The sequence below is a fragment of the Streptomyces saintjeani genome (genome assembly GCF_055409605.1).
Genome location: NZ_CP189624.1, coordinates 7,315,604 through 7,337,624 on the forward strand (window position 1 = coordinate 7,315,604; position 22,021 = coordinate 7,337,624).

20 protein-coding genes are annotated in these 22,021 nt (G+C 70.9%); 10 read left to right on the forward strand and 10 right to left on the reverse strand.

The window, feature by feature from the left end; genetic code table 11:
• Positions 1-5: 5 nt before the first annotated feature.
• The 5 genes from ACQCO7_RS33215 to zapE form a co-directional block, all read right to left on the reverse strand.
• Positions 6-869 (reverse strand): polysaccharide deacetylase family protein, encoded by an 864-nt coding sequence (locus ACQCO7_RS33215; protein WP_464075254.1) that lies wholly within the window; start codon positions 867-869, stop codon positions 6-8.
• A gap of 120 nt (positions 870-989) precedes the next feature.
• Positions 990-2,345 (reverse strand): alkaline phosphatase PhoX, encoded by a 1,356-nt coding sequence (locus ACQCO7_RS33220; RefSeq protein ID WP_464075255.1) that lies wholly within the window; start codon positions 2,343-2,345, stop codon positions 990-992.
• A gap of 341 nt (positions 2,346-2,686) precedes the next feature.
• Entirely contained in the window at positions 2,687-4,168 is a 1,482-nt protein-coding gene (locus ACQCO7_RS33225) for a SulP family inorganic anion transporter (protein ID WP_464075256.1), read from the reverse strand.
• 8 nt (positions 4,169-4,176) lie between these two features.
• A complete protein-coding gene (locus tag ACQCO7_RS33230) occupies positions 4,177-4,758 on the reverse strand; it encodes a carbonic anhydrase (protein WP_010353189.1) in 582 nt (193 codons plus the stop codon).
• A 678-nt stretch (positions 4,759-5,436) separates the two neighbouring features.
• Positions 5,437-6,513: a cell division protein ZapE gene (gene zapE, locus ACQCO7_RS33235; RefSeq protein ID WP_464077345.1), complete on the reverse strand. Its 1,077-nt coding sequence runs from the start codon at positions 6,511-6,513 to the stop codon at positions 5,437-5,439.
• Between the two features lie 67 nt (positions 6,514-6,580).
• Between zapE and ACQCO7_RS33240 the strand changes: the two genes are divergently transcribed.
• From ACQCO7_RS33240 to msrB, 4 genes are all read left to right on the forward strand, one after another.
• Positions 6,581-7,366: a pyrimidine reductase family protein gene (locus tag ACQCO7_RS33240; protein WP_464075257.1), complete on the forward strand. Its 786-nt coding sequence runs from the start codon at positions 6,581-6,583 to the stop codon at positions 7,364-7,366.
• A 179-nt stretch (positions 7,367-7,545) separates the two neighbouring features.
• The gene (locus tag ACQCO7_RS33245; RefSeq protein ID WP_464075258.1) at positions 7,546-8,019 is read left to right on the forward strand and encodes an indole-3-glycerol phosphate synthase; all 474 of its coding nucleotides are present in this window, start codon (positions 7,546-7,548) and stop codon (positions 8,017-8,019) included.
• Between the two features lie 68 nt (positions 8,020-8,087).
• Positions 8,088-9,479, forward strand: a complete 1,392-nt coding sequence (murC, locus tag ACQCO7_RS33250; RefSeq protein ID WP_464075259.1) for a UDP-N-acetylmuramate--L-alanine ligase — start codon at positions 8,088-8,090, stop codon at positions 9,477-9,479.
• 1 nt (position 9,480) lies between these two features.
• Positions 9,481-9,888, forward strand: coding sequence for a peptide-methionine (R)-S-oxide reductase MsrB (gene msrB, locus ACQCO7_RS33255; RefSeq protein WP_464075260.1), 408 nt, complete (start codon positions 9,481-9,483; stop codon positions 9,886-9,888).
• 2 nt (positions 9,889-9,890) lie between these two features.
• Here the strand turns inward: msrB and ACQCO7_RS33260 are convergent, their stop codons facing one another.
• Both ACQCO7_RS33260 and ACQCO7_RS33265 read right to left on the reverse strand, forming a co-directional pair.
• Entirely contained in the window at positions 9,891-10,907 is a 1,017-nt protein-coding gene (locus tag ACQCO7_RS33260) for a lysylphosphatidylglycerol synthase transmembrane domain-containing protein (protein ID WP_464075261.1), read from the reverse strand.
• A gap of 364 nt (positions 10,908-11,271) precedes the next feature.
• Positions 11,272-12,066, reverse strand: coding sequence for a DeoR/GlpR family DNA-binding transcription regulator (locus tag ACQCO7_RS33265; RefSeq protein WP_464075262.1), 795 nt, complete (start codon positions 12,064-12,066; stop codon positions 11,272-11,274).
• A 106-nt stretch (positions 12,067-12,172) separates the two neighbouring features.
• On the opposite strand from ACQCO7_RS33265, the gene ACQCO7_RS33270 reads away from it, so the two are divergent.
• The 3 genes from ACQCO7_RS33270 to ACQCO7_RS33280 all read left to right on the forward strand — a co-directional run bounded on the left by ACQCO7_RS33270 (position 12,173) and on the right by ACQCO7_RS33280 (position 14,827).
• On the forward strand, positions 12,173-12,820 hold the full coding sequence (locus ACQCO7_RS33270) for a bifunctional 4-hydroxy-2-oxoglutarate aldolase/2-dehydro-3-deoxy-phosphogluconate aldolase (protein ID WP_464075263.1): 648 nt from the start codon (positions 12,173-12,175) through the stop codon (positions 12,818-12,820).
• 70 nt (positions 12,821-12,890) lie between these two features.
• On the forward strand, positions 12,891-14,183 hold the full coding sequence (locus ACQCO7_RS33275) for an MFS transporter (protein WP_464075264.1): 1,293 nt from the start codon (positions 12,891-12,893) through the stop codon (positions 14,181-14,183).
• Positions 14,180-14,827: a P-loop nucleotide/nucleoside kinase family protein gene (locus ACQCO7_RS33280; protein WP_464075265.1), complete on the forward strand. Its 648-nt coding sequence runs from the start codon at positions 14,180-14,182 to the stop codon at positions 14,825-14,827. Before ACQCO7_RS33275 ends, ACQCO7_RS33280 begins: the two co-directional genes overlap by 4 nt.
• On the opposite strand, the gene ACQCO7_RS33285 is transcribed toward ACQCO7_RS33280, so the two are convergent.
• Together ACQCO7_RS33285 and ACQCO7_RS33290 are read right to left on the reverse strand one after the other, a co-directional pair.
• Positions 14,769-16,205: a sensor histidine kinase gene (locus ACQCO7_RS33285; protein WP_464075266.1), complete on the reverse strand. Its 1,437-nt coding sequence runs from the start codon at positions 16,203-16,205 to the stop codon at positions 14,769-14,771. The two genes, ACQCO7_RS33280 and ACQCO7_RS33285, sit on opposite strands and share 59 nt — an antisense overlap.
• Positions 16,202-16,894, reverse strand: coding sequence for a response regulator transcription factor (locus tag ACQCO7_RS33290; protein ID WP_409114741.1), 693 nt, complete (start codon positions 16,892-16,894; stop codon positions 16,202-16,204). The genes ACQCO7_RS33285 and ACQCO7_RS33290 overlap by 4 nt, the downstream gene beginning before the upstream one ends.
• Positions 16,895-17,046: 152 nt before the next feature.
• On the opposite strand from ACQCO7_RS33290, the gene ACQCO7_RS33295 reads away from it, so the two are divergent.
• From ACQCO7_RS33295 to ACQCO7_RS33305, 3 genes are read left to right on the forward strand one after another with little or no spacing between them, the layout of a single operon-like run.
• Positions 17,047-18,393, forward strand: coding sequence for a ferredoxin reductase family protein (locus ACQCO7_RS33295; RefSeq protein WP_464075267.1), 1,347 nt, complete (start codon positions 17,047-17,049; stop codon positions 18,391-18,393).
• Between the two features lie 10 nt (positions 18,394-18,403).
• Positions 18,404-19,105, forward strand: a complete 702-nt coding sequence (locus ACQCO7_RS33300) for an FMN-binding protein (protein WP_464075268.1) — start codon at positions 18,404-18,406, stop codon at positions 19,103-19,105.
• A gap of 3 nt (positions 19,106-19,108) precedes the next feature.
• Entirely contained in the window at positions 19,109-19,840 is a 732-nt protein-coding gene (locus tag ACQCO7_RS33305; protein ID WP_464075269.1) for an FAD:protein FMN transferase, read from the forward strand.
• 93 nt (positions 19,841-19,933) lie between these two features.
• On the opposite strand, the gene ACQCO7_RS33310 is transcribed toward ACQCO7_RS33305, so the two are convergent.
• Complete coding sequence (locus tag ACQCO7_RS33310; RefSeq protein WP_464075270.1) at positions 19,934-21,913, reverse strand: ArnT family glycosyltransferase; 1,980 nt, start codon at positions 21,911-21,913, stop codon at positions 19,934-19,936.
• Positions 21,914-22,021: the final 108 nt, after the last annotated feature.

The following is a 22,021-nucleotide window of genomic DNA, read 5'->3' on the forward strand; positions in this document are numbered from 1 at the left end:
GTTCTTCAGCCTACGGCCGCCCTGATCTGCTCCGACACCTTCACGAAGCGGTACCCCTTGCGGCGCAGTTCCGGGACGATCGTGCGCAGGGCGCGTTCCGTCGTGGGGGCGGCACTGCGGGTGCAGTGCATGACGACCACGGAACCCGGCTTCACCCCGTCCAGGACCTGGCGGGCCACCGCGTCCGCGTCCGTCGCGAAGGCGTCGCCGCTGATGACGTCCCACTGGACGGCCGTGACGCCGGTCGCGTTCAGGGCGCGCAGGGCCGTCTTGTCGTAACAGCCGCCGGGGAAGCGGAAGTAGGGCATCGCGTGCGGGACGCCCGCCGTGCGGAAGGCGGCGTACGCCTTCTCCACGTCGCCGCGCATGTCCGCTTCCGGGACCGTCGGCAGGCCGTAGCAGTCGGCTGTGAACGCGTGGTGGCTGTACGAGTGGTTGGCGACCTCGAAGAGGGGGTCGCGGCCGATCGAGCGGGCCTGGTCGGGATACTCCTCGGCCCAGCGGCCCGTCATGAAGACCGTCGCGGGGATCTTCAGCGAGCGGAGGGTGGAGATCAGCGCCGGGTTGTCGAAGTGTTCGCCCCGTGCCGCTCGGGGGCCCTGATCGGCGGTCATGTCCGCGTCGAAGGTGAGGGCGACGGTGCGGTCCCTGCCCCGGGGGGCGTGTTCGAAGACCGGGGTCAGGCCCGAGGCACCGGCGGCGAGGGTGGGGGGTGGGGAGAGCGAGGGCACGGCGGCGGGGGACGGTGGCGCGGAGGAGGGGGCGCGTCCCGGCGCCGAGGACGGGGGTGCCGCCTTCGTGGTGCCGCATGCCGTGAGGGCGGCGGCGAGGACGCAGGCGGTGGCGAGAGCGCGTACGGGAGTGATCACCGTAGGACGGTATGACAATCACACCGGGCGTCGGAGGTGCCGCTCCGAGGGGGTCACTCAGGTGGGCCGGGCCCGCCGCGAAAAAAAGGGGGGCCGAGGATTCCCCGGCCCCCGTCGCACCTACCGCCAGGGCCCCGTCACCGCGAACGTCGTCCCGGGCGTGTAGCAGTTGACGTACATCGTCCGCCGGTCCGGCGAGAACGTCACCCCCGCGAACTCGCCCCACTCGGGCTTGTCCGGCGTACCGATGTTCTGCCGGCCGCGCGCCATCGCGTACACCTCGCCCTTCCGCGTCACCCCGTACACGTGCTGCGCCCCGTCCCCGTCCTCGCACACCATCAGCCCGCCGCTCGGCGCGAGGCAGATGTTGTCCGGGGACTCGCCGGGGAGCTGGATGTCCGTGTCCGGGCCGAAGACGAGGACGAGGGTGAGGCGGCGGTCGGCCGGGTCGTACCGCCAGATCTGGCCGAAGTGGTCGGCGGCGGAGCCCTGTGCGGAGTGGGCGAACGAGGAGACGAAGTAGACGCTTCGGCCTCCCCAGTAGCAGCCCTCCAGCTTCTGGGCGTGGGTGATGCCCTTGCGGCCGTAGTCCTGGAGGCGGGTCGGCGTCGAGACCGCCTGGGGGTCGGGGACGTCCACCCACTCGATGCGGTCGAAGCTTGTGCCGGGGTCCTGGATCGACGAGAGGTCCGGTACGCCGGGGACGCGCATCGCCTGGAGGCGGCCTCCTGCGCGCAGTGAGCCCTGGCCGCACAGGGGTTTCGCCGGGAGGAAGCGGTAGAAGAGGCCGAAGGGGTGGTCGAACGCGTCCTCCGTCTCGTACACGGCTCCCGTGTACGGGTCGATCGCCACGGCCTCGTGCTGGAAGCGGCCCATCGCCGTGAGGGGGGTCGCGCCGGTGCGGTGGGGGTCTGCCGGGTCCACCTCGAAGATGTAGCCGTGGTCCTTCGTGTAGCCGTTCGTGCCTGCCTTGTCCTCCGTTTCCTCGCAGGTCAGCCACGTGTTCCAGGGGGTGGGGCCGCCTGCGCAGTTCACCGCCGTGCCGGCGATCGCCACGCGTTCCGTGAGGACGTCCCCGTGCGGGGAGAGGGTCAGGGCTGTGCAGCCTCCCTTGCCCTCGGGGTCGTACGTCAGGCCGGGCACCGTCGGGACCGGGTGCTTCGCCGTGACCCTGTTCTCGTGGTTGCGGACCAGGTGTACGCGGCCTGCTCTGCCCGGGAGGGCCGTCATGCCGTCGTGGTTCGAGGGGACGATGCCCTCGCCCGAGCGGAGCTGGTCGCCTTCCCTGGACAGGACGCGGTAGGTGAAGCCTCGGGGGAGGTCGAGGAGGCCGTTCGGGTCGGGGAGCAGGGGGCCGTAGCCGTGGTGGCCGATGGGGTCCGCGGCGGCTGTGCCGGCGAACAGATCGGTGAGCGTGCCGGTGAAGAGGACGCCCGCTGCGCTGGTGCGCAGCAGTTGGCGGCGGGTTGTGGACATGCGGGGGCCTTCCTGTTGGCGGACAGGGGCGGTACGACGCATGTGTCTATCAGGATGATCGCCGCGCGGGAACAAGGCGTGTCCGGTTGGGTGCTCCCAAGGGGGCGCGGGGAGTTCGCCGTGGGAGGGTGCGGGGCGTGTGTGGCCGGTCGCGCAGTTCCCCGCGCCCCTGAGGGCGTTGAGGTGAGCCGCGTCTTCAAGTGCGCGGCGTTTGTCGTGGCCTAGAAGATTGCGCAGTTCCCCGCGCCCCTGAAAGGCAGCGGGATGCCCGTGTTCCCCAGTGCGCGGCCTGGACCCCGCGCCTCTGAAAGGCGCGGGGTCCAGGGTGCGGGCCAGACGCTCTAACTCACCGTCGACATCTTCACCGGCTCCGTCCCCACCGCGCTGTGCCTCTCCGCCCAGCTCTCCAGGGCTGTGCGGCAGGCGTGGTCCAGGTGGTGCAGGCCCGACAGGTCCAGTTCCACGGGGCGGTCCTGCGGGAGGGACTCCAGGGAGTCCAGGATCTTCGGCAGCCGCAGGAACGTCGCGTTGCCCGACAGGTACGCCTGCACCGGTCCCGCCCCCTTGTCCACCACCTCCAGCTTGATGTGGGACGCCTCCCAGGCGGTCTTCGCGACCGCCAGGGCCAGGCCGATCAGGACGCCCTCGAACATGCTCACCGCGACGATGGAGACGGCGGTGACGACGAGGATCAGAGCCTCGCCCCGGTGCTCGCGCCACAGGGACACGATCGCCCGGACCGGGACCAGCTTCGCGCCCGCGTGGACGAGAATGCCGGCCAGGGCGGGGATGGGGATGTACGCGAGGAGGTCGGGGAACAGGGCGGCGAACAGCAGGAGCCAGACCCCGTGCAGTACGCGGGACGCCTTCGTGCGGGCGCCCGCCTGGACGTTCGCCGCGCTGCGGACGATGACCGCGGTCATGGGAAGAGCCCCGAGGGCGCCGCAGATCGTGTTGCCGACCCCCTGCGCCATGAGCTCCTTGTCGTACTCGGTGCGTGGACCGTCATGGAGCCGGTCCACGGCCGCCGCGCTGAACAACGACTCCGCGGACGCGATCAACGTGAACGCGACGACCGTACCGAGGAGCCCGACGCTGCCGAGTCCGCCGAACGCGCTGAGGGAGGGCGGCTGGATGGAGTCCAGCAGACCCTTGACCTCGACGGTGGCGACCGGCAGATCGAGGACGAGCGCGGCGGCCGTCGCGAGCCCGACGGCGGCCAGCGGACCGGGCACCGTACGGACCTTGGCCGGCATCCGCTTCCACAGGACGAGGACGGCGATGGTTCCCGCGCCGAGCGCCAGTGAGGACAGCGCGGCGGTGGAGCCCGCCGCGTCCACGAACGCCTCGGGCAGCCCGGCGATCTTGCCGAGCCCCGACTCGGGAGCCTTCGTACCGATGAGCGAGTACAGCTGGCCGGCGATCAGGACGAGACCGATTCCGGCCAGCATCCCCTCGACGACGGAGACGGAGATGGCCCGGAAGTACCGGCCCAGCTTGAGCGCGCCCATGGCGATCTGGAGCGCGCCCGAGACGAGGACGATGACGCCGAGCGCCGGGAGGCCGAACTCCTGGACCGCCTCGAAGACGAGGACGGTGAGCCCGGCGGCGGGACCGGAGACCTGGAGGCTTGAGCCCCGCATGAGTCCGGTGACGATCCCGCCGACGATGCCGGTGATCAGGCCGAGTTCGGCCGGCACCCCGGAGGCCACGGCCACGCCCACGCAGAGCGGGAGCGCGACCAGGAAGACCACCAGGGAGGCCGCGAAGTCCTCCTTGAGGTGCGGGAAACGGGATATGCGGGTGCTGCGAGGAGTGGTCATCGGGCCGCTCACAGAGCCTGGAAGCGGTCGGCGGCGACGTCGTGCTCCTGCACGGCGCCGGTGTGGACCTCGTAGTACCAGCCGCGCACGGTCAGCCGTCCGTCGGCCACCCGCTTCTCGACGCACGGGTAGGACCGCAGCCGCAGGAGCTGCGCGAGGACGTGGTTCTGGACCGCGCGGGCGACGGTCGGATCGGACGGTTCGGTCGCGTCCGGCTCGTCGGCGGCGTGCGCCAGCCAGTCGCGGACGGCCGGGACGCCGTTCAGGTCGTCACCCCGTACGAGCGCGCCGACCGCGCCGCAGTGCGAGTGACCGCAGACGACGATGTCGCGGACGCCGAGGACCTCCACGGCGTACTCGATGGTCGCGGCCTCGCCCGAGGGGGCGCCGGTGCCGTACGGGGGGACGATGTTGCCCGCGGTGCGCAGCTCGAAGAGCTCGCCGGGGCGGGCGCCCGTGATCAGGGCGGGGACGACCCGCGAGTCGGAGCAGGTGATGAACAGGACCTGAGGGGACTGGCCTTCTGCGAGCTTGGCGAACTCCTCAGGGCGCTGTCCGAACGTACGGGCGTTGTCGATGAGGGGCTGCATGTTCTGGTGACTCCTCCTGGCGCGCGTGGGGGCGCGTCGGACGTGCAGGACAGGGTGGGGGAACTGCTCTGTTCTGCCCGCTCTCTCAGCAGCGGAAGACCTGGAGTGCCGCTGGAGAGTGGCTCGCCGAGGATCTCGACGGGCGATGGCGGTCCGCACCGGGCAGACCTGCCGGGTGCGCGCCCGCAGGATCCTGTGCCTTCTGTACGCGCTCGGGCTCGGAGGGAGCCGAGTCGGCGGTCAGGGTGGCGCGGCTTCGGTCGCGGGTGTGCAGCGGGCTCGCAGGCCCCCCGGACCGGTCACAGTCGCGGGACGTGACTTTGATGTCGCGCAGCGCGATGCCCAGGGGATGCATTCCGGGCTGAGCTTTGGCCTGTGCGTGACGGGCTGTGTGCGCGTGTGCGAAGGGGGAGGAGGCGGTGATGAAAGGGATCGCGAGCAGGAACGCCGCGATGAGCGCCATGCCCGTCCAGGCCCTCCCACCTCGGAACATGCGCCCCCCTCGGAGTCTCCGCACCTCTAGTCAGTACCAACTGTTGGTCAATGACTGGTCAAGAAACAAGGTAACCCTGCAAAGAGCTTTGCAGGGTTAACTCCGCGTTTCGAGCGGGAGACCGCCTCAAAAAAGCGGTGCGGATGACGGGAACTGGCCCTTGACAGGCCGGGGGTGACTGTGGATCAGCGCTCGGCGAGCGGCTTCGCGTCACGTGCGAGGGCGGTGAGGCGGGAGATGGCACGGAAGTACTTCTTGCGGTACCCGCCGTTCAGCATCTCCTCGCTGAACAGCCGGTCGAACGGCAGCCCCGAGGCCAGGACGGGCACCTCACGGTCGTACAGCCGGTCCGCGAGGACCACGAGACGCAGCGCCGTCGACTGGTCCGGGACCGGGCCGACGTCCGTCAGGCACACCGCCTTCAGGCCGTCCGTCAGCGCGCCGTAGCGGCTCGGGTGGACCTTCGCGAGGTGGTCCAGGAGCGCCGGGAACGCGTCGAGGGAGGCGCCCTCGGTGGCGTACGCGGCCTTCGTGACGACCTCGTCCCCGTACGGCGCCGGCGCGTCCGGCAGGCCGCGGTGGCGGTAGTCCTCGCCGTCGATGCGCAGCGCGCGGAAGTGCGCGGACAGGCCCTGGATCTCGCGCAGGAAGTCGGCCGCCGCGAACCGGCCCTCGCCGAGCTTGCCGGGGAGCGTGTTGGAGGTGGCGGCGAGCGCGACGCCCGCCTCGACCAGCTTGCCGAGCAGGGTCGACACGAGGACGGTGTCGCCCGGGTCGTCCAGCTCGAACTCGTCTATGCACAGCAGGCGGTGGCCCGACAGGGTCTGCACGGTCTGCTGGAAGCCGAGCGCGCCGACCAGGTTCGTCAGCTCGACGAACGTCCCGAACGCCTTCAGGGACGGCTCGGCCGGGGTCGCGTGCCACAGGGAGGCGAGGAGGTGGGTCTTGCCGACGCCGTAGCCGCCGTCCAGGTAGACGCCCCGGGGACCGGCGGGCGCCTTGGGCCTGGCCTTGCCGAACGCCTTGCCGAAGCCGAAGAACCCCCGTCTGCCGGTACCCGTCGCGTGCGCCCCGCCCAGGCCCTGCGCGAACGACTCCAGGACGCCGACGGCCTCCGGCTGGCTCGGCTGGTTCGGGTCCGGGAGGTACGTCCCGAAGCGCACCGAGTCGAACCGGGGCGGCGGGACCATCTCGGCGACCAGGCGGTCCGCGGGGACGTGCGGCTCGCGCGTGCACAGGGAGACGGGCGCGACGTGGGCCATCGGTTCGATGCCGGAGCTGGAGGAGGACACGGTTACCCATGCTAAAGGGCGTGTAAGACTGCCAGGCATGCGACGCCTGTTCCCTGTGACCGATCAGACAGCCACCGCTGAGGAGTGGAGCCCCGACGAACTGGCGGACGCGTACGCATACCCGTCTTTTTCTGAAAAAAGCGGGGTGTGGCTGCGCGCCAACATGGTCTCCACCCTCGACGGCGCCGGTCAGCACGACGGCCGCTCCCGGCCCCTCTCCGGCCCCGCCGACCTGCGGATCTTCGGCGCGCTGCGGGGGCTCGCGGACGTCGTCGTGGTGGGGGCGCGGACCGTACGGCAGGAGGGGTACCGGCCGGCCGTCGCGCAGGAGGGGTTCGCCGCACGCCGGGCCGCCGCCGGGCAGGCGCCCGCGCCCGCCGTCGCCGTCGTCTCCGCCGCCCTCGATCTCGACTTCACGCTGCCGCTGTTCACCTCCCCGCTCGTACCGACGCTCCTGCTGACCGGCGCCGGGGCGGATCCCGTACGGGTCGCCGAGGCGCGCGCGGCCGGGGTCGAGGTGGTCGTCGCCGGGGACGGGGCCGGCGTGGATCCGGCGCGGGTGCCTGCCGCTCTCGGCGAGCGGGGCTTCGTACGGCTCCTCACCGAGGGCGGGCCCCGGCTGCTCGGGCAGTTCGTCGCCGCCGGGGTGCTCGACGAGCTGTGCCTCGCGCTCTCGCCGATGCTCGCCGCGGGGGGCGCCCAGCGCATCACCGACGGGCCTCCGCTCGCGGTTCCGCGCCGCTTCGCACTGACGTCCCTTTTGGAGGAGGACGGGTTCCTCTTCGGGCGGTATCAAAGGGGAGAGGGGGGTTCCGGAACGTGAGTCCGACACCCCGGAGCTGTCAAAAAGGCGGAATGTGTCGTTCCGTTTAGCTTCGGGTGGGCAGACTAGGACTCGGCAGAACCCGTGCGAGCACGGGGAAGGATGGTTTCCGCAGGGCCACGGACGGCCTTCGGAGGAGTGAGGGCCACGGGGGTCCTCGAAGGAGAAGCGGGGTACTGGTGTTCACAAGCGTTCTGATGATCGAGAAAGCTCTGACGTCCACCGACGTGGAGTTCGTCACGACCCTGCACGGCGACGAGACGGTCACCTTCCACGTGCTGCTCCAGCCTCGCGGGGACCAGGCGGACCGGCTGCTGCGCGCCATCGACGACATCGCCCTCGGCGAGATCGAGGAAGCGGTGCGGGAACGGGACACGCCCGAGGGGGAGGTCGCGCGCACGGTGGGGGAACGGGCGCTGGAGGTGTCGCTCACCGCGCTGCGCTCCGCGGGGAGCACCGCGGTGGGAACCCTGGTCGAGGACCATCCGTTGGACGCGCTGAGGGGGGTGGTCGAGGAGGTGGATGCCGACGAGGTGATCGTGCTGACGGATCCGCACTACGTGGAGGAGTTCTTCCACCGCGACTGGGCCTCGCGGGCGCGGCACAAAGTGGGGGTGCCGGTGCTGAAACTGTTCTCCCACAGCGACGCGTAGGGGCTGACGGGCTTCGCTAGGGTTGGGGTCGATTGACCTGTTCCGGTTCGACCTCTGGAGTACCCCTCATGGCACCCGGCCTTCCCGCCTCCCTCGAACGTCCGCACTTCATCGGGATCGGTGGGGCCGGGATGTCCGGGATCGCCAAGATCCTCGCCCAGCGCGGGGCGAAGGTCGCCGGGAGCGACGCCAAGGACTCGGAGACGGCGCAGGCGCTGCGGGCCCTCGGTGCGACCGTCCACATCGGGCACGCCGCCGGGCACCTCGCGGACGACGCGAGCAGCGTCGTCGTCTCCTCGGCGATCCGCGCGGACAACCCCGAACTGGTCCGCGCCGCCGAGCTGGGCGTGCCGGTCGTCCACCGCTCCGACGCGCTGGCCTCCCTCATGGACGGCCTGCGTCCCATCGCCGTCGCCGGCACCCACGGCAAGACCACGACCACCTCCATGCTGGCCGTCTCCCTCTCCGCCCTCGGCCGCGAACCCTCCTATGCCATCGGCGGCGACCTCGACGCGCCCGGCTCCAACGCCCTGCACGGCACCGGCGAGATCTTCGTCGCCGAGGCCGACGAGTCCGACCGCAGCTTCCACAAGTACGCGCCGGAGGTGGCGATCGTGCTGAACGTGGAGTTGGACCACCACGCCAACTACGCGTCCATGGAGGAGATCTACGACTCCTTCGTGACGTTCGCGGGGCGGATCGTGCCGGGTGGGACGCTGGTGATCTCGGCGGACCAGGAGGGGGCGCGGGAGCTGGCGCGCCGGGTCGAGGGCGTGCGTGTCGTCACGTACGGCGAGGCCGAGGGCGCCGACGTCCGGGTCCTGTCCGTCGCAGCGCAGGGGCTGAAGAGCGAGGTCACCGTCGTGCTGGACGGGCGGGAGCTGACCTTCACCGTGTCCGTGCCCGGCCGGCACTACGCGCTCAACGCGGTCGCCGCGCTCACGGCCGGTACGGCGCTGGGGGTGCCCGCCGCCGAGCTGGCGCCCGCGCTCGCCGCGTACACCGGGGTCAAGCGGCGGCTCCAGCTCAAGGGCGAGGTCGACGGGGTCCAGGTCATCGACTCGTACGCGCACCACCCGACCGAGATGACCGCGGATCTGGAGGCGATGCGGGCCGCCGCCGGGGACGCGCGGATTCTCGTCCTCTTCCAGCCGCACCTCTTCTCCCGTACGCAAGAGCTGGGCCGCGAGATGGGTGACGCGCTCGCCCTCGCCGACGCGTCCGTCGTCCTCGACATCTACCCCGCCCGTGAGGACCCTGTTCCCGGTGTCACCAGCGCGCTGATCATCGACGCGGGCCGGGCCGCCGGTGCCGACGTCACGGCCGTCCACGACAAGTCCGCCGCGCCTGCCGTCCTCGCGGGAATGGCGCGGCCCGGTGATCTCGTTCTCACCATGGGCGCGGGTGACGTCACCGACCTGGGCCCGCTGATCCTGGACCACCTGCGGACGAGGGGCTGACATGGCGTACGACGTCGAGAAGACCGACGAGGAATGGCGCGCTGAGCTGAACCCGGAGGAGTACGCGGTGCTGCGGCAGGCCGGTACGGAGCGGGCGTTCACCGGGGAGTACACGGACACGAAGACGGTGGGCGTGTACGCGTGCCGCGCGTGCGGCGCCGAACTGTTCACGTCGGACACGAAGTTCGAGTCCCACTGCGGCTGGCCGTCCTTCTTCGACCCGAAGGACACGGACGCGGTGGAACTGATCCAGGACCGGTCCCACGGGATGGTCCGCACGGAGGTGCGGTGCGCTCGGTGCGGGTCGCATTTGGGGCATGTGTTCGAGGGTGAGGGGTATGCGACGCCGACTGACCAGAGGTACTGCATCAACTCCATCTCGCTGAAGCTGACGCCCGTGGAGGGCTGAGGTCACAGCAGCTCGCGCTGGACCATTGCCGACATCACCAGCATCCCCGGCAGCAGGGGGACCCAGACCGTCAGGACGCGGTAGCCCAGGACCGTCGCTGTGGCCAGGGAGAGGGGGGTGCCGTAGCCGGCGAGGGTGAGGATCAGGGCCGCGTCCAGGGGGCCTATGCCTCCTGGGGCCGGGACCGCGCCCGCGGCTGTGCTGGCTGCCAGGTAGGCGAAGGCCAGCTGGAGCCAGGAGAGGGGGAGGTCCAGGGCTGTGCCCACCGAGGCCACTATCGCCGCCTGGATCAGGGGGGCCGCCATCGCGCCTCCCCACAGGGCCAGGACGCGGGACGGGCGGGAGTGGATGCCCTTGACGCCCCTCAGGGCCGTGCGGACGAATTCGACCGTCGGGCGGCGCAGGGGGCGGAAGGCCGCCAGCACCAGGGCCGCCGCCGCGGGGACCAGGAGGATGCCCGTCACCGCGGCCATCAGGGCCTGGCCGTTGGGGAGCAGGGCCTCGGGGCGTACCGCGTCCGGGGCCGCTATCACGAAGGCCAGGACCACCGGGGTCTTGGCCACCGCTCTCGCCAGGGAGTAGAGGGCCAGGGACGCCGTGGCGCGGGGGAGCGGGACGCCCTGGCGCTGGAGGAAGCGGAGCGTCACCGCGTGGGCGCCGAGGCTCGCAGGGAGGACGTGGTTCGCCGCGCCCGCCGCGAACTGGGAGGCCAGGAGGGGGCCCGGCGGGAGGCGGTCCAGCAGGGCGCCCTGGCGGATGAACGACGCCGCCACGCAGCCCAGGAACGTGAAGCCCGCGCCGGCCAGCAGCCACCAGGGGTCCGCGTCCGTCAGGCGCGTCGCGCCGTCGCTGACCGTGTGCCAGTCCAGCGCCGCCCAGATGATCAGGAACAGCAGCGGCAGCAGGCTGATCGCCCGGCGGACATGGCGGCTCACGACGGGGTTCTTCCCGGCCGTCGTGGCCGTCGGGGGCGGGGCTGTCTCGTCGTACAGCGTCTTCGTGGTCGGCAGCACGGTCACGGGGCGCTTCGTCCTTTCGCGTCGCCCCCTCCCGCGTGGGGCGTGCGGGAGGGGGCGAGGAGCGGCGGCGTCGGTCCGGGGTGAGCGGTGGGGCGTACGAGAGGTCTCGCGCGCCCCCTGGACCGTCGCCGGTGTGGGGAGGGGATGAGGGAAAGATTCCCCTCCGGTGTGACGGTGCGGTGTCCGGGAGCCTACGAGGTGCGGGCGGAGGGGCGACTCGGGGTGGGCCTCGGGGGTGCGTCGGGTCGGTTGGGTGAGTTCTGCCCAGGGGGACCGCCGCTCATCCCGGTACGACGGGCCTGGCGCACTCTCTTACGGTTTTGAGGGGCGGGGGGTTCAGCTGCGGTTTAGCGGGGCGGTGGGTTCAACCCGCCCGCAGCACCTCCGGTCCCTCCTCCGCGATCCTCGCCGCCACCTCGTCCGGGAGGTCCGTGTCGGTGACGACGGTGTCCAGCCGGTCCAGCGGCGTCACCGTGAAGCGTTCCGTGGAGCCCCACTTCGTGCTGTCCGCGAGCAGCGCCACCGCGCCGGCCGCGCGCAGCACCGTCTGCTTCAGCAGGACCTTGTCCGTGGAGTGGCTGGTCACGCCGTGGGCCAGGTCCCAGGCGCCGGCACCGAGGAGGCACAGGTCGATGTTGATGCCCTCGATCGCGCGGGCGGCGAGGGGGCCGCCGCCGGCCGCGCTCGCCGGGTCGATCTCGCCGCCGGTGTGCACGATGTGGACGGACGGCAGGGCGAAGAGGGCGAGCGCGGCGTGGAGGTCGTTGGTCACGATGGTGAGGCCGGTGCGGACGGCCAGGAACGGGACGACCGACTGGCACGTCGTCCCCGCGTCCAGGTACACGACCATGTCGTCCGCGATCAGCGACGCTGCGCGCTCGGCGATCGCCTGCTTGCGGGGGATCTCCAGGGCGGCGCGCGTCGCGCGTTCACGCGGGGGCGCGTGCCCGGCGCGTTCGGCCAGGCGTACGCCGCCCTGCACCGAGACGACCAGGCCCGTCCGCTCCAGCGCCGCGATGTCCCGGCGGACCGTCATGTGCGAGACGTCCAGCGCGGATGTCAGGTCGTGGATGCTCAGTACGCCGCTCGCGCGCAGCAGCCGCAACAGTTCCTGATGACGCTGCTCGGGGATCAAGGGGGCCTTGCCCGCTGGGCTCACTGGGTCTCCTCGGCTGTCTACGGCGCGCGCTCAGCAGCCTAGCCGCGAAATTTCCGGCGTCCTGACTCGTGACATCGTGTGAATCTGTGTTCTAGCGTGTGCTCCCATGGTAACGAAGTTTACGGCTCTGGAGTCGATCACCCGTACGGGTGCGCTGCTGATCGTCCGGCTCGACAGTGCGGAAGAGGCGCTCGCCGTCTCCGAGGCCGCGATCGAGGGCGGGGTCCGGGCGTTGGAGATCACGTTGTCCGTGCCGGGGGCGTTGGGGGTGATTTCCGCGCTGGCTTCTCGGTACGGGGACGAGGTGCTTGTGGGGGCCGGGACCGTGCTGGACGCGCAGTCCGCGTTCGCTTGTGTTCAGGCCGGGGCCCGGTTGTTGGTCAGTCCCAATCTGGAGCCCGAGATGATCGCCACGGCCCATCGGTATCAGGCGGTCACTGTCAGCGGGGCGTTCACGCCGACCGAGATCGTGCGGACGATGGAGGCCGGGGCGGACATCGTGAAGCTGTTTCCCGCGGAGTTCTCCGGTGGGCCCGCGTATGTGCGGACCGTTCGGGCGCCGTTGCCGCAGGCGCCGATCATGCCTACGGGTGGGGTCACGCCGGAGAACGTCAAGGAGTGGTTCGACGCGGGGGTTGTCGCCGTGGGGGTCGGGAGCTTCGTTACCAAGGCGGCGCGGGCTGACGGCGACTATCGCCGGGTGACCGAGGCGGCGTCGGTGATGTTGCGGGCGATTGAGGGGGCTCGACGGTAGTGGTTCGTCTGCCGCGCCTCTGAAGACGCTGCTGTCCCCCTTCTCCTTTCGTCCCCGAGGAGTTGTTCCCGTGGTTCAGGACTCGCTTGTTTCGTCGTCCGTCAAGACCTCCCCTTCTCTCCGTCTCCGCTGGCTCTTCGTCGCCCTCCTCGTCGTCGGTGGCGTCGTCAACTACCTTGACCGGGCCACCCTCAGCGTTGCCAACACCACCATCTCCGGTGAGTTCGGGCTGAGTTCGACCGAGATGGGGCTCCTGCTCGCCGCGTTCTCCTGGCCCTACGCCATCGCCAACCTGCCCGCCGGGTATCTCGTCGACAGGTTCGGGCCCAAGAAGATGTACGCCTGGGCCGCCGGACTCTGGTCGCTGATGACCATGGTGACCGCCGCCGCGAGCAGCTTCGGGCTCCTGTACGCCGCTCGTGTCGCGCTCGGTGTCGCCGAATCGCCGTTCTTCACCGCCAGTCTGAAGGTCAACGAGCGCTGGTTCGGCAAAGAAGAGCGGGCGTTGCCCATCTCCGTCGTCAACACCGGGTCCCAGATAGCCAACGCGATCGCGCCGCCGCTGCTCACCTCGCTGCTGATCGCCTTCGGCTGGCGGGGGATGTTCCTCGTGGTCGGGGCGCTCGGGATCGTCGTGATGCTGGTGTGGCTGCGGGTCTACCGGGACCCGTCGCTGAGGGAACAGGCCCTGATCCGGGGGGAGGAGCTCGCCGAAGAGGCCAAGGGCGGGGAGGAGAAGGCCAGTTGGGGTGCGCTGTTCGGGCAGCGCAACACGTGGTTCATGATCCTGGGGGCGTTCGGGATCTTCTACACGGTGTGGGTGTATCTGACCTGGCTGCCCAGCTACCTGGAGACCTCGCGGGGCTTCAGCCTCGCGGAGACGGGGTGGCTGGCCTCGCTGCCGTACCTGTGCGGGATCGGCGGGGTGCTGTTCGGCGGCATCCTCTCCGGGCGGCTGGTACGACGCGGGCTCCCGGCGGTCACGGCACGCAAGGTGCCCATCGTCGGCGGTGCCGTCCTCGCCGCGGCGGCCGTCCTGCCGGTCGCGTACGTCGACAGCACGCCCCTCGCCGTCGCGCTGCTGTCCCTCGGGTACTTCGCGGCGCAGGTGCCGATGGGGTGCCTGTGGACGCTCGCGTCCGACCTCGCGGCGCCGCACCAGGTCGCGTCGCTGGGGGCGATCCAGAACTTCGGCGGCTTCCTGGGGGCCGCGCTCGCGCCGATCGTCACGGGGGCGATCCTCGACGCGACCGGCAACAGCTACAGCCTGGTGTTCCTGGTGGGCGGGGTGTTGCTGCTGGTCGGGGGGATGTCGTACCTGTTCTTCGTCAAGGACACGCAGAGCGGGGGCGCGCGGGGATGAGGGCCTACTTCGTCATCGGCCCCGCCGGCTCCGGCAAGTCCAGCGTCGCCCGCCTCCTCGCGAAGCTGACCGGCGCGGCCCACCTCGACAAGGACACGGCGTGCACGAGGCTGACGGAAGCGCTGCTGAAGACGGCCGGCACGGACCCCGACGACCGGGACACAAACGCGTACTACCTGTCCACGGTAAGGGAGTTGGAGTACCTGACACTCCTGGACCTGGCCCGCGACAACCTCGCGGTGGGCCGCCCGGTGGTCCTGGACGCCCCCTTCGGCAGCTACTTCGCGGACCCCGGCTTCCTCACGGCCACGGCGAACCGCCACGGTTGGCCTGACGGCGTCGAACCGGTCGTGGTCCACGTGAGAGTCGACTCGCCCACGGCCCAAGCCCGCATCAGGGCAAGGGGTTTGGCCCGGGACGCCTCGAAGCTGGCCGACTGGCCGGCGTTCTGGACCAAGTCGCAGGCGAACCCGTGCCGTTGGGAGGGGGCGAGGCGGCTGGAGTTCGACAACAGTGCGGAAGGACTGAGCGAGGAGACCGTACGAAGGACACTCGACGAACTGACCTCCGGACCCGCAACCCCCCTCACCCCACCGGCAGTTCCACCACGAACACCGTCCGCCCCGCCTCCTCCGTCAGCCTGATCGTCCCCCCGTGCGCCCGCACCAGCGACCGCGCCACCGACAGCCCCAGCCCGCTCCCGCCCCGGTCCCGGCTGCGCGCCTTGTCGATCCGGTAGAACCGGTCGAACACCCGCTCCCGGTCGGCGGCCGGCACCCCGGGCCCCTCGTCGGCGACCCGCACGCACGCCGACTTCCCCTCCACCCGCACCTCGACGGACACGGCCGTCCCCACCGGCGTGTGAACAGCCGCGTTGGTCAGCAGGTTGTCCAGCACCTGGCGAATCCGCTGAGGATCGAGCCGCAGGGTCAACGACGAGGGACCCGGCAGAACCGTCAGCGGATGGTCCTTGTGGCCGGCCCGGAACGCGTCGGCGGCCTGCTCCACCAGCTCGACGAGATCCCCGTCCGCCATCCGCAACGGCGCCTCCACCTCGGCGGCGTCGAGACGGGCGAGCAGCAGCAGGTCGTCCAGCAGGAACCCCATCCGCGCGGCCTCGGCACGCAGGCGGGCGAGATGGCGTTCCCGCTCCTCGGGCGCGTTGGCGGCGGCGTACTGGAAGAGGTCCGCGTACCCCCGTACGGACATGAGCGGCGTACGCAGCTCGTGCGACGCGTCCGCGACGAACCGCCGGAGCCGCTGCTCCGCCTCCGCCCGTACCGCGAGGGAGTCGTCGATGTGCTCCAGCATCGTGTTGAAGGCGGTCCGCAGCTCCTCCACCTCGGGCCCGCCGCCCCGCTTGTCGGCGCGCAGGGGCAGCCGGGACGCGGAGTCCGTGAGGTCGTGGGAGGCGATGTTGTGCGCCGTGTGGGCCATGTCGCTGAGGGGGGTGAGCCCGCGCCGCAGCAGACGGCGGCCTATGACGACGAGGACGAGCAGCGCGAACCCGAAGGCGACGACCTGGATCTTGACCAGGCGCTGGACGGTGTTGTCGATGTCGTCCAGCGGCGCGGCGCTGATCAGGACGACGCCGGGCTCGACCTCGCAGGCGCGCAGCCGGTAGTCCCCGGCGTCCTCGATGTGCTCGGTACGCAGCAGTTCCTCGGGGGAACCGCCCTGCGCCTTGGCGAGGGCGGTGAAACCGGTGATGTCGTGCGGGAGGTCGGTCGGGTCCTCGGGCTTGCGCAGCTTCGGTTCGCCGTCCCTGATGTCGTAGACGGCGTAGAACCAGCTCCAGTACTTCTTGCCGGCGAGCGTGCCGGTGTCCACGACGTTCTTGGACTGGGCGATCTGCGCCTGGGCGATCTGGGTGTCGAGCTGGCCGGAGAGGTACTCGCGCATGTAGGTGGTCAGCGCCGTGCCGACGACCGCGAAGACGATCAGCGCGAGCGCGCCGAGGCCGAGCGCCAGGCGCGTACCGAGCCGCATGCGCCGGTACGAGCGCCGCAGTCGCGTGATCATTCGGCGGCCTGGCGGCGCACGACGTACCCGAATCCGCGCACGGTGTGGATCAGCGGGTCGCCGGTCGCGTCGAGCTTGCGGCGCAGGCGGCTGACGACCAGCTCGACGACGTTGGACCGGCCGCCGAAGCCGTACTCCCAGACGTGGTCGAGGATCTGCGCCTTGGTGAGGACGGTGGGGGAGCGGCGCATCAGGTAGCGCAGCACCTCGTACTCGGTCGGGGTGAGCGTGAGGAGCTTGCCCGCGCGGCGGACCTCGCGGGTGTCCTCGTCCATGGTCAGGTCGGCGACCTGGAGGACCGAGCGGGTGAAGCCCGGGCCCGCCGAGCGCCGTAGGACCGTCCTGAGGCGGGCCATCAGCTCCTCGACAGCAAACGGTTTCACCAGGTAGTCGTCGCCACCCCGGGTGAGCCCGGCGACACGGTCCGCGACGCCGTCGCGCGCCGTGAGGAACACCACAGGCACCATCGTCCCGGACCGGCGCAGGCGGTCGAGCACCCCGAAGCCGTCGAGGTCGGGCAGCATCAGGTCGAGCACCACGATGTCCGGCTGGAACTCGGCGGCCAGGCGCAGCGCTTCCTCGCCCGAGTTCGCCGTCACCGCCTCCCAGCCTTCGTAGCGGGCGACCGTCGCCACGAGATCGGCGATCGGCGGGTCGTCGTCCACGACGAGCAGGCGTACTTTCTCCACCCGTTCATAGTGCGGTACGCCACTGACAGGGCGAGACGTGCGGATGACACTCTCCTGAGATCGATAATTAGTTGAAAGTCTTACGACAGGGTATCGACAGCTCCCGGCGGCGAAGCTCGTGTCCTGAGAACCCGATCGAGGAGTCCCAGCCCGTGACGACCGTCCAGCAGTCTCCCCCCACACCCGTCGCCACGGGTATCCGTCCGAAAGTCGTGGCCCGCACCGGCCTGTACGCCCTGCTCGCCGCGAACGTGGCAGCCGTCGCCTACTTCGCCGCCGACGCCGGGTTCGGCTCCAACGCGCTGATCGTGCTCGGCCGCTTCACCGGCCTGTACGCGTCCCTGTTCATGGCCTTCCAGCTCCTGCTGGTCGCCCGCCTGCCCTGGCTCGACCGCCGGATCGGCATGGACCGGCTGACCAACTGGCACCGCTGGACCGGCTTCGGCCTCCTGTGGACGCTGGTGGGGCACGTCGTCTTCATCGCCTTCGGCTACGCCGACCTCGCCGGGACGATGGACCCGGTCAACCAGATCGTCAACCTCGCCGAGACCACCGAGGGCGTCCTGCGGGCCGTCGTCGCCTGGTTCCTGATCCTGGTCATCGGCGGCGCCTCCGCCCGCTGGGCCCGCCGCCGCCTCGCGTACGAGACGTGGCACTTCATCCACCTCTACACGTACGTCGCCGTCGTCCTCGCCTTCACCCACCAGGTCGCGATCGGTACGACGTTCACCGCCTCGTCGGCGGCAACCGCTTACTGGTACACGCTCTGGGGTGTCGCCCTCGGCTCCGTCGCGCTCGGCCGGCTGATCCTGCCCCTGTGGCGCAACTGGCGGCACCAGCTGCGCGTCTCGGAGGTCGTCCCCGAGTCCGACAACGTCGTCTCCGTGCACATCACCGGCCGCGACCTCGACAAGATGCCCGCGCAGGCCGGCCAGTTCTTCCTGTGGCGCTTCCTCACGAAGGACCGCTGGTGGCAGGCGAACCCCTTCTCCCTGTCCGCCGCCCCCGACGGCCTGCGGCTGCGCCTCACCGCCAAGGCGGCCGGTGACGGCTCGGCGGGCCTGCGCCACATCAAGCCCGGCACCCGCGTCTTCGCCGAGGGCCCGTACGGCGCGTTCACCGCGCTGCACCGCACCCGCACCGACGCGCTGCTCATCGCGGGCGGCGTCGGCGTCACCCCGATCCGCGCCCTCATGGAGGACCTCACCGGGCACGCCGTCGTCATCTACCGGGTCGGCTCCGAGCGCGACGCGGTCCTGTACGACGAGCTGCGCGACCTCGCGCACGCCAAGGGCGCCGAGCTGCACCTCGTCACCGGCCCGCCCGTCCCCGACCGGCTCGCGCCGGAGGGGCTCGCCGCGCTCGTACCGGACATCGCCGAACGGGACGTCTTCCTGTGCGGGCCGCCTCCGATGATGAACGCGGTCCTCGGCACCCTGCGTGAGCTGGACGTGCCGAAGCCGCAGATCCACTTCGAACGCTTCAGCCTGGCGGGATGAGAGAAACACCGTGAAACGAGCGATTCCTGTTCTTGTCCTGTCCGTCGTCGGGCTGGTCCCGGTCTTCCGGTACGTGCCGGGCGTCGAGTCGTCGTCCTCCTCCTCTTCTTCTTCGTCGGCCGGCAGTTCGGAGGCGTCCGCGCCTTCTTCGGCCGCTTCGGGGACTGTCTTCGCCGGGACGACCGTCAGCACCGAGAAGGGTGACGTCCAGGTACAGATCACGTACCAGGGCGGGAAGATCAGCGCCGTCAAGATGCTGAAGCAGCCCGACCATCCGCAGACGACGGCCGCCGTGCCGAAGCTCATCGCCTCGACGCTGAGTGCGCAGAGCGCGGACATCGACACGGTGTCCGGGGCGACGATCACCAGCGACGGGTACAAGAAGTCGTTGCAGGCCGCGATCGACGCGGCGGCCTCCGCTCCGAAGGCGGCTGCCACGCCGTCGGCCTCTGCTTCTCAGGTCGTCGCCGGGCCCACCGTCGGTACCGAGAAGGGTGACGTCCAGGTCCAGGTCACCTTCGAGGGCGACAAGATCGCGGCCGTCGAGATGCTGAAGCAGCCGAACCATCCGCAGACCACGGCCGCCGTGCCGAAGCTCATCGCCGAGACGCTCGACGCGCAGAGCGCGGACATCGACACCGTGTCGGGTGCGACCATCACCAGTGACGGCTACAAGGAGTCGTTGCAGGCCGCGATCGACGCGAAGGGCTGAGCTGTGCACCGGGTCGAACACGTCATGGGGTTTCCGGTCTCGCTGCGGATCGACGACGAGGAGGTTCCCGGGGGCCTCGGGGACGCCGTCTTCGACTGGCTGCGCGAGGTCGACGAGCGGTTCAGCCCGTTCAAGCCCGGCAGCGAGGTCTCGCGGTACGGGCGGGGCGAGCTGTCCGACGGGGAGCTGAGCGCGGACCTCGTCGAGGTGCTCGGCCTGTGCGAGGAGTACCGGGTCGCCACGGGCGGGGCCTTCGACGTCCGGCTGCCCGGGCGGGACTTCGACCCGTGCGCCGTGGTCAAGGGGTGGTCCGTGCAGCGCGCGGCCGATCTGCTGACCGGCGCCGGGGTGCGGCGGTTCTGCCTCAACGCCGGGGGCGATGTCGTGGTGCGCGGCGGGCCCTGGCGGGTCGGGGTGCGGCATCCCGAGGCCGCCGATCAGCTGTGTGCCGTACTGGAGCTGAGCGAGGGGGCGGTGGCCACGTCCGCGCGGTACGAGCGGGGGGACCACATCATCGACGGGCGTACGGGGTTGCCGGCCGCCGGGCTCGACAGCCTGACCATCGTGGCCCCTTCGCTGACGCTGGCCGACACGGTCGCCACCGCCGCCTTCGCGATGGGGCGCGCGGGTGTCGAGTGGGCCGCCGGGCGGGCAGGGTGCGAGGTGTTCGCCGTGGTGGCGGGTGGGGAAGTGCTGCGTACCGCTGGGGTGCCGGTGGTGCCCGAGGCGGTGTGAGCGGGTACGGGAACGGGTGGGCCGCCGGAGTCGATCCGGCGGCCCACCCGTCTGTACGGGGCTCAGCTGTACGAGGCCCAGCTGTACGGGAGTTCAGCTGACGTCCGACGCGTCCAGGCGGTAGAGGCCGCTGTACTCGGTCACCGCCGTGCCGTTCTTCTTGACCCAGGTGGAGATCTCGGAGTTGGTGCCCTGGCCGCCGTCGGTGACGACGATGTAGTGCAACTCGCCCGACTTCACGAGGGACTTGAGCTTGGCGAGGGTCATGGCGTTGTCGGTGCCGGACCAGCCGCCCATGGAGATGACCGGTTCGCCGGACTCCAGGATGAGGGAGGAGGCGGTCTGGTCGGTGGCGACGGCTACGAGCCAAGTCGCGCCGTCCTGGTGCTTCTTGAGGTACGTGATCATGGCGGTGGAGACTTGGGTGCCGCCGCCTGTACCACCCATGCCACCCGTGCCGCCCGAACCACTGGGACGCTCACCCGAGTCGGTACCCGGACCGCCGGTGCCGCTCGGGCGCTGGCCGCCCCCGCCCATGCCGCCCCCGCCCATGCCGCCCGTGCTCGGCCCCGCCGTCGGGTTCGTGCCGTTCGTCGTGGACGTCGCCGCCGAGGCGGAGTACGCGGCCGGGCCGGCGAGGAGCGCGACGACCGCCGTGAGCGCGGCGAGGACCGTCAGGCGGTGGCGCTTCGTGAAACGGCCGATCAGGAGGCCCAGGACAGCAACGGTTCCGGTAACCGCTGCCACACCTTCCGCGACCGTGTAGACGGTTCCGGAACCGGAGACCCGGTGGAGCAGGACCACCGCGAGGGCCGTACTCGCCGCGATCGCCGCCGGCAGCACCCAGGACCACGTCACGGACTCGCGGAACGCCTTGTACAGCAGCACCCCGCCCGCCCCGGCCAGCGCCGCGATGCCGGGAGCCATGGCCGTGACGTAGTACGGGTGGAACGTCCCCTCCGCGAGGGCGAACGTCAGATAGTGCAGGACGGACCAGCCGCCCCACAGCATCAGCGCGGCCCGCTGCGCGTCCGTACGGGGCGCCCGGCCGCGCAGCACCAGACCGCCGGTCAGGGCGATCAGCGCGAAGGGGATCAGCCAGGAGATCTGGCCGCCCATGATCTCGTTGAACATCCGGTAGATCCCGGCCTCGCCGCCGAAGCTCGCGCCGTTGCCCTGCGAGCCGACGGACGAACTCGCCCCGAAGATCCGGCCGAAGCCGTTGTAGCCGATGACCAGGTCCCAGACCGTGTTGTCGGTCGAGCCGCCGATGTACGGCCGCGACGAGGCGGGGATCAGGTCCACGACGACCATCCACCAGGCGCTGGAGACGACCAGGGCGACCGTACCGACGGCAAGGTTGCGCAACCGCTTGCCGAACGTCGCGTTCGCGGCCCACAGATAGACCAGGAAGAACGCGGGCAGGACGACGTACGCCTGCATCATCTTCGTGTTGAACGCGAAACCGATGGCGACGCCGGACCAGACGAGCGGCATCAGCCGCCCCGTACGGACCGCCTTGAGCAGCGCCGCCGCGCCGAGCAGCATCAGGAACACCAGGACCGGGTCCGGGTTGGTGTCCCGCGTGATCGCGACCGTGATCGGCGTGAGGGTGAGCACGAGCGCGGCGACCGTCCCCGCGACGGCCCCGAAGTCCCGCTTCACGAGCCGGTACAGCAACGCGACCGAGCCGACGCCGAGTCCGGCCATCGGCAGCGCCAACTGCCAGGTGCCGTAACCGAATACACGGGCCGAGATGCCCATCACCCAGAGCGCGAAGGGGGGTTTGTCGACGGTGATGAAGCTGCCCGCGTCCAGTGCGCCGAAGAAGAACGCCCGCCAGCTCTTCGTGCCGCTGTACACGGCCGCGTCGTAGAAGGAGTTGCCGCTGACCGACGTCATGTTCCACGCGTACAGCACGGCCGCGAGGACCAGGACGGACCACAGGGCGGGGCGTGCCCAGCGGGGGTCGTCGGGGGAGCCGAGGAAAAGGCGGCGCAAGCGGTTGCTGCCGGCGGGCGGTGCTGCTCGGTGCCGGGTGGGCGAGGGGGGCGGGGCGAGGGTCGTCGTCATGTCGCCGACCTTGGGCGCGGCGTCTGGGGCGACCCTGAGGGGCCACTGAGCGGACCATGAGAATCAGCGGACTCACAGGTGTGCCACAGGAGGTTCGGGGCAGACGCC